Source organism: Ruminiclostridium cellobioparum DSM 1351 = ATCC 15832 (genome assembly GCF_000621505.1).
Classification (GTDB): domain Bacteria; phylum Bacillota; class Clostridia; order Acetivibrionales; family DSM-1351; genus Ruminiclostridium; species Ruminiclostridium cellobioparum.
In genome coordinates this window covers 359927-374376 of record NZ_JHYD01000002.1, presented here as the reverse complement: position 1 = coordinate 374376, position 14450 = coordinate 359927, and the positions used below count along the sequence as shown (strand labels likewise).

Annotated in this window: 13 protein-coding genes; 4 read left to right on the top strand and 9 right to left on the bottom strand. The window is 40.1% G+C overall.

The features are described 5' to 3' along the window. Positions 1-297: 297 nt before the first annotated feature. Entirely contained in the window at positions 298-1635 is a 1338-nt protein-coding gene (gene gdhA, locus T344_RS0103785; RefSeq protein WP_004625952.1) for an NADP-specific glutamate dehydrogenase, read from the top strand. An 87-nt stretch (positions 1636-1722) separates the two neighbouring features. Here gdhA and T344_RS0103780 read toward each other — a convergent pair whose 3' ends face one another. The 6 genes from T344_RS0103780 to T344_RS0103755 all read right to left on the bottom strand — a co-directional run bounded on the left by T344_RS0103780 (position 1723) and on the right by T344_RS0103755 (position 5943). Further along, positions 1723-2580, bottom strand: a complete 858-nt coding sequence (locus T344_RS0103780; RefSeq protein ID WP_004625983.1) for a YitT family protein — start codon at positions 2578-2580, stop codon at positions 1723-1725. A gap of 31 nt (positions 2581-2611) precedes the next feature. Then, entirely contained in the window at positions 2612-2980 is a 369-nt protein-coding gene (locus T344_RS0103775; protein WP_027627607.1) for a hypothetical protein, read from the bottom strand. Between the two features lie 69 nt (positions 2981-3049). Next, positions 3050-3721 carry an RluA family pseudouridine synthase gene (locus T344_RS0103770; RefSeq protein WP_004625945.1) on the bottom strand — a complete coding sequence of 224 codons (672 nt, stop codon included), beginning with the start codon at positions 3719-3721 and terminating at the stop codon, positions 3050-3052. Continuing rightward, positions 3718-4581: a class I SAM-dependent methyltransferase gene (locus T344_RS0103765; RefSeq protein WP_027627606.1), complete on the bottom strand. Its 864-nt coding sequence runs from the start codon at positions 4579-4581 to the stop codon at positions 3718-3720. The genes T344_RS0103770 and T344_RS0103765 overlap by 4 nt, the downstream gene beginning before the upstream one ends. 20 nt (positions 4582-4601) lie before the next feature. Then, the gene (locus T344_RS0103760) at positions 4602-5234 is read right to left on the bottom strand and encodes an HAD hydrolase-like protein (RefSeq protein WP_027627605.1); all 633 of its coding nucleotides are present in this window, start codon (positions 5232-5234) and stop codon (positions 4602-4604) included. A gap of 46 nt (positions 5235-5280) precedes the next feature. Further along, positions 5281-5943, bottom strand: a complete 663-nt coding sequence (locus T344_RS0103755) for a beta/alpha barrel domain-containing protein (protein ID WP_004625933.1) — start codon at positions 5941-5943, stop codon at positions 5281-5283. A 209-nt stretch (positions 5944-6152) separates the two neighbouring features. Between T344_RS0103755 and speB the strand changes: the two genes are divergently transcribed. Together speB and T344_RS0103745 are read left to right on the top strand one after the other, a co-directional pair. Further along, a complete protein-coding gene (speB, locus tag T344_RS0103750) occupies positions 6153-7010 on the top strand; it encodes an agmatinase (protein ID WP_027627604.1) in 858 nt (285 codons plus the stop codon). Positions 7011-7273: 263 nt separating this feature from the next. Beyond that, entirely contained in the window at positions 7274-10450 is a 3177-nt protein-coding gene (locus T344_RS0103745; RefSeq protein ID WP_027627603.1) for a DEAD/DEAH box helicase, read from the top strand. Between the two features lie 76 nt (positions 10451-10526). Here the strand turns inward: T344_RS0103745 and T344_RS27500 are convergent, their stop codons facing one another. Genes T344_RS27500 through glnA form a run of 3 tightly spaced genes read right to left on the bottom strand, consistent with a single transcriptional unit; the run spans position 10527 to position 13554 of the window. After that, positions 10527-11564: an ATP-binding protein gene (locus tag T344_RS27500; protein ID WP_340140756.1), complete on the bottom strand. Its 1038-nt coding sequence runs from the start codon at positions 11562-11564 to the stop codon at positions 10527-10529. A gap of 41 nt (positions 11565-11605) precedes the next feature. Next, positions 11606-12175 carry an ANTAR domain-containing response regulator gene (locus tag T344_RS0103735; protein ID WP_027627602.1) on the bottom strand — a complete coding sequence of 190 codons (570 nt, stop codon included), beginning with the start codon at positions 12173-12175 and terminating at the stop codon, positions 11606-11608. Positions 12176-12228: 53 nt separating this feature from the next. Next, positions 12229-13554, bottom strand: coding sequence for a type I glutamate--ammonia ligase (glnA, locus tag T344_RS0103730; protein ID WP_004625942.1), 1326 nt, complete (start codon positions 13552-13554; stop codon positions 12229-12231). 599 nt (positions 13555-14153) lie between these two features. Here glnA and gatC point away from each other — a divergent pair. Beyond that, positions 14154-14441: an Asp-tRNA(Asn)/Glu-tRNA(Gln) amidotransferase subunit GatC gene (gene gatC, locus T344_RS0103725; protein WP_004625956.1), complete on the top strand. Its 288-nt coding sequence runs from the start codon at positions 14154-14156 to the stop codon at positions 14439-14441. Positions 14442-14450: the final 9 nt, after the last annotated feature.

Genomic DNA, 14450 nt, shown 5'->3' with positions numbered 1-14450 from the left:
TCAATTCTAAAAACGTTAAAACAATCCATATTACGGCAACTCAGAAGATTTATTTATGTTTTTTATTGTAAATTTAAAAAAATAAATGAAAGTTTTTATATTTCTGCTTGCAATTATTATGATGTAATAGTATAATTTAAAAGAAATTAAAAGTAAATATTGGCGTACAACGGGGTATGCTAAGGCTGTTCCAACAGCACCGGTAGAGTTTTATCAGGTTTAAAGTGTTTTTATATGACCCTTACGCCAAAATATTAATTGACTTAATTATATTTTAGTTGCAGGAGGGTTTTTTTAATGGGAAGTTTACAAAAAATTATGGATCAGGTTGTTAAAAGAAATCCCGGTGAACCGGAATTTCATCAGGCAGTCGCAGAAGTGCTTGAATCTCTCGAAGTAGTTGCCGAAAAGCATCCTGAATGGGTTAAAGCCGGAGTATTCGACAGAATAGTCGAACCGGAAAGACAGATCATTTTCAGAGTACCCTGGGTTGATGATAACGGCAATGTACATGTTAACCGCGGTTTCAGAATTCAGTTCAATAGTGCGATCGGTCCTTATAAGGGCGGATTGAGACTTCATCCTTCAGTTAATGCAAGTATCCTTAAGTTTCTCGGTTTCGAACAGATATTCAAGAATTCCCTGACAGGTCTTCCAATAGGAGGCGGCAAGGGCGGCAGTGATTTTGATCCCAAAGGCAAGTCGGACAATGAGGTTATGAGGTTCTGCCAGAGTTTTATGACAGAGTTGTCAAAGCATATCGGTGCCGATACCGATGTTCCCGCAGGTGACATCGGAACAGGGGCAAGAGAAATCGGCTATATGTATGGCCAATACAAGAGACTTAGAAACGAGTATACCGGAGTTTTGACAGGAAAAGGGCTCACCTGGGGAGGCAGCCTTGTTAGAACCGAGGCAACAGGTTACGGTTTGTGCTACTTTATGGATGAAGCACTGAAAGCTAAGGGCAAATCCTTCAAAGGCACTACAGTTGTAGTTTCAGGTTCCGGAAATGTTGCCATATACGCAACTGAAAAAGTTCACCAGCTGGGTGGAAAAGTTGTGGCATTAAGCGACTCAAACGGATATATATATGATCCCGAAGGTATCAAGCTGGATACCGTAAAACAGTTGAAAGAAGTTGAAAGAAAGCGTATCAGTGAGTATGTCAATATACATAAAAATGCCATTTATACCGAAGGCTGCTCCGGTATCTGGAGTATTAAATGTGATATAGCTCTCCCCTGTGCGACTCAAAATGAAATTGACGGCAAATCTGCCGAATTATTGGTTAAAAATGGCTGCTATGCAGTTGGGGAAGGTGCAAATATGCCTTCAACACCCGAGGCAGTTCATATATACTTGAATAACAAGATTATTTACGGTCCTGCAAAGGCTGCAAATGCAGGCGGTGTTGCAACATCAGCTCTCGAAATGAGCCAGAACAGCATGCGCTATTCCTGGACTTTCGAAGAAGTCGATGCTAAATTGAAAGACATTATGGTAAATATCTACAGGAATGCAAGCGCTGCAGCAAAGGAATACGGCATGGAGGACAACCTCGTAGCCGGTGCAAACATTGCAGGTTTCTTAAAAGTAGCCACCGCAATGTATGCTCATGGAATTGCGTACTAAGTAACACCCTTATATTTTTAACGCCAACACCGATTTAATTATGGTGTTGGCGTCTTTTTACTCTATACCAATAATATATTTAAAAAACTAGTGTATTGCTCGTTTTTTGTGCTTTCCACCCATTACATCCGAAACATCGTTTATTGTAACAAATGCATCCTCGTCTTTATCATATATGATTGATTTCAGTTTTGATATCTCCAAACGGGTGATAACTGAATAGAGAATAGTTTTGTCGTTCCCCGAAAAACCGCCTTTCCCGTCTATAAAGGTTACTCCCCTGCCCAAACGTGCTGTGATAGCCTCTGCAATCTCATCAGCTTTATCTGAAATTATGAAAGCCGCCTTTGCTTCGTCAAGGCCTTCTATTGTAATATCAATTACCTTGTAGGCTATAAAGTAAGCTATAAGCGAATACATAGCCCTATCCCAGCCGAATACCAGTCCTGCACTGCTTAAAATGAATACATTGAAGAGCATAACCATTTCGCCTACCGAGAAAGCTGTTTTTTTGTTGATAATTATTGCAACCATTTCGGTTCCGTCAAGGGACCCGCCTGATCGGATAATTATTCCCACACCAACTCCAAGTATTATCCCTCCAAAAACAGTAGCCAGCAAAACATCGCTTGTAAGACCGGGTATAGGATGAAATACATGCACCCATACCGATAGGGATACTATTGAAAAGAGTGAAGATAAAACAAAGGTTTTGCCTATTTGCTTATATCCGAGAAATAAAAAAGGTAAATTCAGGACAAATATAAACAAACTCAGAGGCAGTTTTGATAAGTAACTTGTGATTATTGATATGCCTACTATTCCGCCATCAATAATGTTATTGGGGATCAGAAATATTTCCAATCCTATTGCTGCTAATATTGACCCTATAAAAAGAAAAATATATCTGCTTATCTCTCTTTTGACCTGGTTCTTTCTAGTCATACTTCCACCTCACTATTCTACATATTTAAAATCACGAACAGTGTAAGTAATTATTCTTATAATTACTGCAGTTAAAATAGTGAGGGATAGCTTGCCTTATATATTTTCTAAAATCAATGAGCTCATTGATATTTGAATAATTTCCCGGCTGAAAATCCTTATAAAATCTGTGACTTACATTCAAATTAATCTGTCGGCTCTGAGCTGTCTTTCCAGGAATTTTTAGATTTCCTCTTGTTACATAAAAAACTTTATTGCCAATAGATTTTACTTTTACAAGGCTATGACTATTCTTTTGCTTTTGTCCAGAGTCAATATTAAAGTTGATACCGATAAATATTATTTGTGAAAATATACATAAAATTATCAGTATTCCAATAATATTTTTCCTTTTGACCATTTAAACCTCCTTTCGAACTTAATATAATATAATTATAACACACTCATATAATCATATTGTATATATTTATTATTCAAAAATGAGCCATGGCTCTGTTTTTGGAGTATCACAGCTAAAAGAAAGCATTTCTTTTTTGGTGGGATGTTCAAAATTTACCTGGTGAGCCCATAAGGCTATTTGCTGTCCCGGCTTGTTCACCCTGGAACCATAGCGCTGGTCTCCATAAAGCACATAGCCTGCATGTGACAGCTGTACCCTTATCTGATGGGGTCTTCCGGTATGCAGTTTGATTCTCAGAAGGCTCAAGCCTCCGGCCGACTTTAATACTTCATAGTCCAATACGGCTTCCTTTGCCCCGCTCGTGCCCTCTTTCACCACCGACACCATATTTGCCGCTTCATTCTTAATAAGAAAATCTTTCAGGGTATCTTCAGTTTTTTCGGGTGTTCCTCTTACGACGGCAAGATAAGTTTTTTTGAAGGTTCTGGTCCTGATTTGATCCGACAGCCTTGCTGCTGCCTTTGAGGTTCTGGCAAAAACCATGATTCCGCCAACGGGCCTGTCAAGCCTGTGAACAAGCCCAAGGTACACTTCCCCGGGCTTATTATACGTTTCTTTTACATATTGCTTCAATGCCGTAAGCAAATCCAAATCCCCGGTATTATCAGCCTGAACAGGAATATTGACCGGCTTTTCCACAACAAGCAGATGATTATCTTCATATATTATAGAAGGTCTCACCGATTCTCCCACCTTCCGTATATTCCGCACGGAAGTACCAATCCGGACTGACTTACAGGAAGTCCGACCTCTCCGCAGCTATGATTACCCTTGAACCGGCTTCCTACTGTCTGCTTCAGAATATTGCTCAAAACGGTTGGAGAAAAGCCGGTTGTATATGAATTTATAAGGAAAAAAAGCGGATTATCCGAAAGCAGCCCCATGCACTGTTCAACAAAACCGTAGAGTGAATCCTCTATTTTCCATATCTCCCCATTGGGACCTCTGCCATAAGAGGGCGGATCCATAATAATGCCATCATATTTTTTGCCTCTTCTGATTTCCCTCTGGACAAATTTCATACAGTCGTCAGTAATAAATCTCACAGGTTTATCGGCCAACCCGGACAGAGCCACGTTTTCCTTTGCCCAGTTAACCATTCCCTTTGCCGCATCCACATGGCATACCTCAGCACCTGCATAAGCCGCCGCAACAGTGGCCCCTCCGGTGTATGCAAACAGGTTCAGTACCTTTACGGGACGATTTGCTTTCTGTATATTGTTTATCATCCATTTCCAATTGACGGCTTGTTCGGGGAAAAGGCCGGTATGCTTGAAGCCTGTGGGTTCAATGTAGAATTTTAAATTTTCAAAGCCGATGGTCCATCTTTTGGGAAGCTTTTTTTTATATTCCCATTGTCCGCCTCCGCTCTGACTTCTGTGATAGTGGGCGTCGGCACGTTCCCATGCCTTTTTATTTTTTACAGGCCATATGATTTGGGGATCAGGTCTCCTCAATATGACATCTCCCCATCTTTCAAGTTTTTCTCCATCACCTGTCTCTATAAGCTCATAATCTTTCCATTCATCTGCCAGTAACATCTTTTCCTCCATGACATAAGTTATTTGATTGCTGCAACGATCTCGACAATTTCATCAGGTTTTAGAACGATATAGTCAGGTTTTGCCCTCTTGAGCAGTTCCAGCGAATCAAATCCCCACAAAACCGAAATCACTTTTATTCCGATCTTTCTGCAAGCTTCAACATCCCGCTGTTCATCCCCTACATATATTACCTCGTCTTTTTCCACCCCAAGCTTTGAAATCAGCCTTCCTATTGTTACATGTTTTGCAAACAGACCTTTGGAGGATTGGATATTATCAAACATTCCCAGATTATTACATTTTAAAAACGCTTCAATATTATGGACTGAGTTGGATGATACAATGCTCAAGCCATAACCCGCTGAGTGAAGCTTCTCCAGCATTTCCCCCACACCTTCTATAGGACTGACTTCTTCGGCATAGGAGTGAAAGTTGTTCAAAAGCTCCACACCCATTTTGGGAAGCTTGAACACCGGAATTTTCAGTTCTTTAATCCTTTTCTTCATGGGGAGCTTCAACAGCTCTTTGATTCTCTCCTGACTCACAGGCTGATAACCGTATTTCTCAGCCATTTCATTTCCTATTCTTATAAAGGTTTGCAGCGAATCAACCAAGGTCCCATCAAGATCAAATATTACCTGTTTTATCATTTTTCCCCCAAAATCCTTTGCAGCTGGTAGTCTGTAACATCCAAACTTATAATTCTTCCCTGTATTTGTTCATCAGATGTTTAAACAATTCAGCACTTGACGGCGGAGTATATGTAATGGTATTTGCTCCGGCTTCTATTGTTTCCAAAATACTCTCGCTTGTGGGTCCCCCTGTTGCAATAATGGGAACCTGCGGAAATTTTTTGCGGATTGCCCGGACAACCTCCGGCGTCCTGGCCGCACACGAGACATTCAAAATTTCGGCACCTGCGTCCAATCTGGCCTGTATATCGGTATTTTCAGAGGTTACCGTCACCACAATCGGAATATCTATTTTTGAATACAGGGCTTTTATCAATTCGTTTTTTGTAGGTGCATTTACCACAACTCCAATGGCCCCCTGAAATTCGGCATCCATCGCAATATTTATCACCCGTTTTCCGGTAGTGGTGCCGCCTCCTACTCCACAGAAGACAGGAATATCCGATGCGCTGATTATTGAATGCGTTATTACAGGCTGCGGTGTAAACGGGTATACTGCAATTACCGCGTTTGCATTGCAATTTTTTATAATGGCCACATCTGTTGTAAACATAAGCGATTTGATATTCTTCCCAAAAATATTTATCCCGCTTACGCGGTTAATTACCTCGGGAATCTTAACCATATGCTTTCTCAGCGTTCCTTCGATTTCAGGCACAAATGTCATATTTCCTCCTTGTACTTCCGGAATTCTTTGACAGGAAAATAATTTCTTCTGCTATGTTTACCTTTTCATCGGGATTGTATACTTTTAACATATTATAGTATACTAAATTTTTTGGAAGTCGTACAGAAATAATAACTATTGTAATTTGGAGTATTAATGGTAAAATATATTTCATTCCAGATTTAAACTAAAAGGCAGGTTATAATGATATGAATAATAATATTTTATCTACTAAATTTCTTGGATGTGACAGTGATTTTTCATCTGCTGAGATTGTCATATTCGGAGCACCCTATGACGGTACTACCACCTTCAGACCCGGAACAAGATTTGCACCTTCTGCCATGAGAATTGATTCCATAGGGATAGAAACCTACAGTCCATATTTTGACGCCGATATAACGGATTTTACAGTCAATGATTTCGGAGATCTTGATTTACCTTTCGGTTCACCAAAGAAAGCTTTATCCATGATATCCGAAACTGCAGAATATATTTTCTCCAATAATAAAAAACCCTTGATGATCGGAGGGGAACACCTGGTTTCGCTTCCCGCAATCCAACAGGCAGTGAAAAAATACCCCGGTTTAAAAATCATACACTTTGACGCTCATACCGATCTGCGTCAAGACTACCTGGGAGAGGCCCTGTCCCACTCTTCGGTGATCAGGCGTGTCTGGGATATCCTCGGCGACAACAGCATATGGCAGTTTGGTATCCGGAGCGGTACACGCGAGGAATTCTACTGGTCCAGTGAGGGCCATACCTCCATGTGCCTGCACAATTTTGATACCCTTGGTACCGCTGTCGAAGAAATCGGCGGTTCACCGGTATATCTCACAATAGATCTGGATGTGCTGGACCCTTCAAACTTTCCAGGAACAGGCACGCCCGAGGCAGGCGGCGTCAGCTTTGCACAGTTGATAGCTGCTTTAAAAACCGTGTCAAAGCTCAACATAATAGGAGCGGATATTGTGGAGCTGTCACCGCACTACGATCACAGCGGCGCTTCAACCGCACTGGCCTGCAAGGTGCTCAGGGAAGTCCTGCTTGCAATGTCCATATAAGACGCTCCAAATTTAGAAATTTCTTTGAGATAGTACGCCAAATACAGCCAGTGCTTCGGTTTGCTGCCCTGTTTCACAGCAATAATCCTGATAGGCTTTATAAAGGTGTGTAACGGAGGTTCCCCACACACCTTTTGGATAAATAAAAGAAACGAAGGAAAATACTTTCGTTTCTTTTATTAACAAACAATATTAGGTTATGTTAGAATATTCTGTATAAAAAGAATATTAGCGACAATAAAATATAAGCGGAGATAACAGTAATGCTTGAAATTCAAAATATATTAAAGTATTGGCATAAGATTGAGCATTTCAGTCCATATGAGCCTGATGAAATAAACAGTGAAAACTTTCGACGGATAGCAATACTAAACGATTTATGTCTGCCATGGAATGAAGAAGTGGACTATGAACGCGTTTACACTGTATATCTGGGCGTTTTCAGGATGGATGTGACAACTGAAATCATTGAAACCAAATTTGGTAAGGATAAAAAGCCGGAAGACAATCCTAACTTCAGCTGTATATGTACTTTTAAACTGAATAATAACATTGAATACTGCCCCAATTCTTTTAGAATTTCGGCTCTGCCCTGGGCTGTCGGAAAAATCATTCATGATCAGTGGAGTGATGAATGGCAGGAGGATTTTAAAAAGTTTGAAGATCCGATCATTGCCCAAATCGCCTGTCCTGATGGAGAAATGGATTACGAAACTTTTGAAGGCATAAAAAAGAGCATTGCTGACAAATTGGGATGGGATGTACCATTTTGCGATGCCTGGCTATATATTGATGAGAGAAAAATAAAAAGGGATGCCAATGGTCAGAAATTTGAAGTTCCTGTAGAAGAAGTTCTTGAAACCCTGGAGTCTAAGGATTCTGCCGAGGCTGAAGAAGTTGAAGAGGAAGAACCCTTCGATTTGGATGAAGAATTGGCAAAGAAAAATGAGCTTTTGAACAGCTTCTATGCACGTGATATTGAAAAACTCATAGGAGAAGTGAAAGCCGGAAATTTTGGAAAAGGGTTTTCCAATTTTATTTTGGGTAATCCGGAGAAAAAAGAAATAGACATTGAAAATGATGTTTCTAGAATAAAGGAAGTACTCTCTCCAAGAAATTATCCTCTCGGCAGGTGGCCCAGCAACAACAGCCTCAGCTTAATGCAGCAGGTGGCTGTCAACCTTTCGAGAAGTCAGGTTGCAGATGAACTTGGACTATTTAGCGTAAACGGGCCTCCCGGTACAGGGAAAACCACCCTTCTCAGAGATGTTATTGCATCAATTATCGTTGACCGTGCATGTAAACTGTCAAAATTAAAACATCCTGATGATGCTTTTATAAAAGGGGAACTTGTTAAGCTCCCGGGCTATGAATTTCTGAGAATCCATCACTTAAAGGAAGAATTCCGCGACTATGGGATAATTATCGCAAGCAATAATAACGGTGCTGTTCAGAATATAACCCAGGAACTTCCGGTGGAGAAAGCCATTCCTCAAAAATACAACCAGGAAAAGTACCATTATTTTTCAAAACAAGCGAACTACGCCTTTGAAAAAAAGATAAGAAAAAAATGCTGGGCTTTTATTTCGGCAGTATTGGGTAACACAAAGAATTGTAATGATTTCTCAAATGGATTCTGGGATGTGTTTGACAAAAGCGAAAAGAATAAATCCATGAGAAAGCTTTTACAAGATAAGAAGCTTAAAGTACTTTCGTGGGAAAAGGCTGTACAGAATTTTAATGAAAAACTCGGTAAGACGGTGGCAGAAAGGGATAGGCTTGAGAGCTATAATGAGAATCTTAAGCTAAAGGAAATCATAGACATTGAAATCCGGGAACTGAAACAGCAGCAAACCAAAAGTGGGATGGATTTAAGAGAGGCTTCCGAAAATGAATTAACCATCAAAAAACGTATAGAAATAGTTGAAACCCAGCTTGAGAAACTTTCTGCAGAGGTTGGAATTTATAAATCAAGGGTTAAATGGTATCATAAATGCCTTCCGTTTCTTCCAAAGTCTAAAAAACTGTTTGCCGATGTGGAAGAGGCTGAAAACAGGCAGACACAAAAGCTCAGGTTATTCTCGGAGTTGAATGAAGAATTAATAGTTGCCGAGGATATCCGAAGGAAGCATGAAAAAGCTTATAAAGGTATCGTTGAGGCTATTGAAAGCAGTCATGCCAGACTAAAACGTGTTGAAGAGGTTCTTGACGAGGCGAAAAAACTATTGGGAGTAAATTTCCCTGATGCTGATTATTGGCGTGATTTTGAGAATAATCAGAACGCACAGATTAATTGTCCATGGACCTATAATGAATTTAATGAACTCAGGGAACAGCTGTTTTTAGAGGCAATGCAGCTGCATAAGGCTTTTGCCCTGAACTCGGAAGCAATAAGAACCCATAACATGAATCTGTTTTATAATCTCTTGAAAAGAAAGCTGTCTCACGAAGACGAAAAAGCTTATGCAAGCGAGCTGTTCCAGAGCTTTTTCCTTCTTGTACCTGTTATTTCTACAACCTTTGCTTCCATTTCAAGGCTGTTGAAACATATCGGACGGGAAGAAATTGCATGGTTAATGATTGACGAAGCTGGGCAGGGTACTCCCCAATCTGCGGCAGGTGCTATCTGGAGGGCAAAAAGAACTTTAATTATAGGCGACCCTCTACAAATAGAACCTGTTGTTACAACCCCAAACTGTGTATTGAAGCGGTTCAGCGAATTATACTCCGTACCTTTGAAATTTACGGATAAGGAACTGTCCATTCAGGTATTGGGTGATAAGGTTAATCCCTATGGAACAAAAAGAGGCAGCCTATGGGTTGGCTGTCCGCTTAGGGTACATAGAAGATGTATTTCTCCGATGTTTGAAATCGCCAACACCATAGCTTATAGACAAAAAATGATTTGTGCCACCAGACCGGAGACAGAAGACTTCATAATTCCTAAAAGCCAATGGCTGAATATTGGAGGTAAATCGGACAAGCCACACTATGTTGAAAAGCAAGGGAAATTAGTATATAAAATTGTATTAAAAGCGTTCCTGGAATCGAATAGCGACTTTCCAAGCATATATGTAATCACACCCTTTGTTACTGTAAAAAATGAACTGCTGAAACTGTTTTACGAGAATCTGTCAGGGGATTTGGAAAGCAAAGCGATATATATTAACAAAAACCGGCTTTATTATTGGATCCGGTCAAGTATTGGAACCGTTCACACCTTCCAGGGAAAAGAAACTAAAATGGTTATCTTATGTCTGGGCGTAGATTCGGATTTGAAAGGCTGCGGTGCAATACAGTGGGCTTCAAGAAAACCGAATCTGCTGAATGTTGCAGCGACAAGAGCCATGTATAGGTTGTTGATTGTGGGAGATGCAGCCTTATGGAAGGATGAAGAGAATTTTAAGGTTGCATATGAAATGTTAAATCAAGAGGTGTAGGGTAGTGAGTATAAAAGGTGTCTTTTGGCTCGTTTTTCTTGATTGTGACCATAAATATCTTCTCCTAAAATAGAATTTATTTTATCTGGCTTAATAACATAGGTATCGCATACAGAGGCATGTTAACAAGCCAATCTTCCTTTTTGTAGTCACTCATGGAAGCCCGTATGGAAACTGCGGGAGAAAACATTTCCTTATAGGTTTTCAAGCTTTTCGCCTTAAGGTTGGTTTCAGCTTTTACCTCTATGGGGACAATTGCATTTACATTATCTATTACAAAGTCGATTTCCGAATTACCCCGGTTATTGGCCCAATAATAGGTGTCTATCTCTCTTAAGCCTTTTAGCTGTTGGAGTACATACTGTTCAGTCAATGCTCCTTTGAATTCTTCAAAAAGCGCATTTCCCTTGAGCAAAGTCTGAGGATTCAGCCTGGACATGCACGATAATAGCCCTACATCAACCATAAACAGTTTAAAAGCCTTTAAGTCCTCATATGCTTTAAGAGGCAGGGCGGGCTTTGAAATTCGTGAGACCTTGGTTACAAGGCCGCAGTCAATCAGCCATTGCATGGCAAGCTCATATTCCCTTGCTCTTGCCCCTTCTTTGACAAGGCCATATACAAATTTCTTATTTTCTTTTGCAAGCTGTACCGGAATACTGTTCCATAGCAAACGGATACGGGGGACAGCCTCATTTGGAGCGTGTTTTGAAAAATCCTGCTCATATGCGTCAAGTATTCTTTTTTGTATTTCACGAACCTTGTTGAAGTCGTTGTCCAGGGAGAAGTGAAAAACCACCTCCGGCATACCGCCAACGAAATAATAGTGCTTCAAGGCATCAATATATTTTGTCTTAAAGCTTGTTATCATGGCAAAATCACCTTTTTGCAGGAGCTCTACAAACTGTTCCTTTCCCGTAGCCATAAGAAACTCGGTGAAGTTAAGCGGATAAAGGTCTAAAAATTCCACCTTGCCAACAGGGAAGGAAGTCCCGGGATGAAGAGCAACGCCAAGCAGGCTTCCGGCCGCCACAATATTGTATTCAGGGGCATTTTCATTAAAATATTTTAATGATTTTAAAGCGTTTGGTACTTCTTGAACTTCATCAAATATAATTTGACTCTATAAATAATGTTTTATATATTTACTGTATATTAATAACTTGACAGTATCTCTTCCGCAACTTTAACCTGAGATACTCTCGTATCCATTGCCCGTTTCTGAATATACCTGTGGGCCTGCGGTTCAGACATATTCATTTTTTCCACCAGCAGCCATTTGGCTTTCTCGATGACCTTTCTGTCATTGATCCGCTTTTCCAGATCATCATTTTGAAGCTTCAGACCTCTCAGTGATTTACGGGAATTGGCGGCAAATTTGGCCGTTTGCAGTAATATTGTCTTGTTTATAGGCTTTGGAAGTATAAGTGCACCAACTTTTTCAAGTTTATACTGCATTTCTCCCAGATGCTCGTGCTTGGCCAGAAGGATTATGCCGGCATCTGTTTTATCGGCTATATCCAAAACAAGTTCAATGCCTAATTCATCCTGTAAAGGCGAATTTATCAATATTAATTCTGGTTCGAACATATCAAGCTTGCGTCTGGCCTCATTTGCAGATAAAGAGTATTCCGCCGCCGAATATCCCTGTTGCAGCATGAGGGTTCGTAGCTCTTTTATCACATCAGGCCTGCTGCACACAATCAGAATCCCTCCTGCTCCCACCGGCAATCACCTCCATCTGAGCGGGAAAAGCTTAAAACAGTTGCGATTCCCCATTAATATGCCGAAAGATAGCGGTCAATCTCCCAGGAATGCACAATACTGTTATATGAAGCCCACTCTGCTTCCTTTGCTGAAATATATTTTGTGAAAATATGCTCGCCTAAAACATCCTTTATATAAGGATCTTTTTTCATTTCTTCCAGAGCAAACAGCAGATTTGACGGAAGTCTTTGAATACCCAGCTCTTTTTCCCTGTCAGGTGCAAGATTATAGGTATTGATATCAACCGGCGCAGGTATCACCAGGTTTTTCTGCAGACCGTCCAACCCGGCTTCCAGCAATAATGCCAGTGTAAGATACGGATTGCAGGACGGGTCGGGACTTCTCAATTCGATTCTTGTAGCCTCTCCCTTGGGTGCAGGAATTCTCATCAGCAAACTTCTGTTCATATGTGACCATGCAATGTGAACAGGTGCTTCAAAGCCGGGCACAAATCTCTTGTAGGAATTTACCAGCGGATTGGCTACGGCTGTTATACCCTTTGCATGCTGGAGTATTCCGGCTCCGAACATTTTTGCCACCTCGGATATATCCATGCTGTTTTCACCTGCATTGAACAGATTTTTTCCGTTCTGCGAAAGAGACATATTGATATGCATACCCGAACCGTACGAATTATAGATGGGCTTTGGCATGAATGTGGCATGCAAGCCGTTTCTCTGTGCTACGATTTTAACAACCATTTTGAATGTCATTATCCTGTCGGCAGCTGTCATGACATCACTGTATTTGAAATCAATTTCATGCTGCCCTGCCGCATTCTCATGATGTGAAGCTTCTATTTCAAAGCCCATATCCTCAAGTACCATGCAAATCTCTCTTCTGCAGTTCTCACCCAGGTCGGAGGGAGCCAGATCACAATAACCGGCTGCATCATGGGTTTTGTTTGTAGGCCTTCCTTCAGCATCAGTGTGGAACAGGAAAAATTCACACTCGGGGCCGATATTAAATGTATAGCCAAGCTGTTTTGCCTTTGCTTCCGACCTTTTCAAAATATACCTGGGATCCCCCGGGAATTGTGAGCCGTCATAATTTTTGATATCGCAGATGAAGCGTGCAACCTTACCGTGCTGCGGTCTCCATGGCATAAGCTGAAATGTGTCCGGATCTGGTAACAGCAGCATATCGGACTGTTCCACCTCTGAAAAGCCTGCAATAGCGGAGGCATCAAACATAACCCCTTCCTCAAGGGCTCTTTCAAGCTGCTGATCGGTTATTGCAATGTTCTTCATATTACCGAAAATATCTGCAAATTGAAGCCTGATAAACTTAACATCATTCTGTTCCACAAACTTTAACAGATCATTTTTTGAAGCCATTTTCCCACCTCTCCTTTACAGTTAAATTTATTTATATTTTACATATTTATATTTTTTTTGTATATAAACAGTTTAATATATGTTAATCAGCGGATATTCATTATTATTTGCAGTGTTTATACTGTTATTAGATATAGCAGCTGTAGTACAGCAAAAATAAAAAAAGCGAAACTCATAATTTAATATCAAACATTATGAGAAACGCCTTTGTTTCCGCCGTTATTAATTTTATTCAACAAAATAATTTTACTAATTAATTTCAATTCAGTCAAGTATTTTTTTGCAATTTCAGCACCTATCATCCTGCAAAAATTATTTCATCAACTTTCCAGAAAATATTTAAAATCTCAAATTATATCTGTTGTACCTACATATATGTCTATTTTTAACCGCTTATCCCGCTTAAAAATCTTTAATAAAAATTATTGATTTTTTGCAGGATATATATTATAATTATTGTAAATTGATAATAACTTACAGCAAAGGCGCTGTGTCGGTCAAAAATTCATTTTTGATTGGTACAGCTTTTTTTAATTTTTTGGTATAATACTAATATTATGCAATCCGGCACAGTAAAAAACAATTATTTGGAGGGTCCTATGACTGATACAAATGACTACATTAAATATATAGCAGGTTTGGCCAAACTCTCACTGGATGATGAAGAGATGCAGTCATTGGCCGAAGACATGCAGGATATAATCGGTTTAATGGATACAATAAAAGATCTGGATACCGAAAGTATCGGTGCAACCGAGCATATATCCAGAGTAACCAATAACATGAGAGAAGACCGGGCAGGCAATCCCTTTGATACTGAAAAAATTCTTTCCAATTCCAAACATGCTATGGAGAATTGCTTTTCCATACCAAAGATGATTGAATAGGAGGCTATA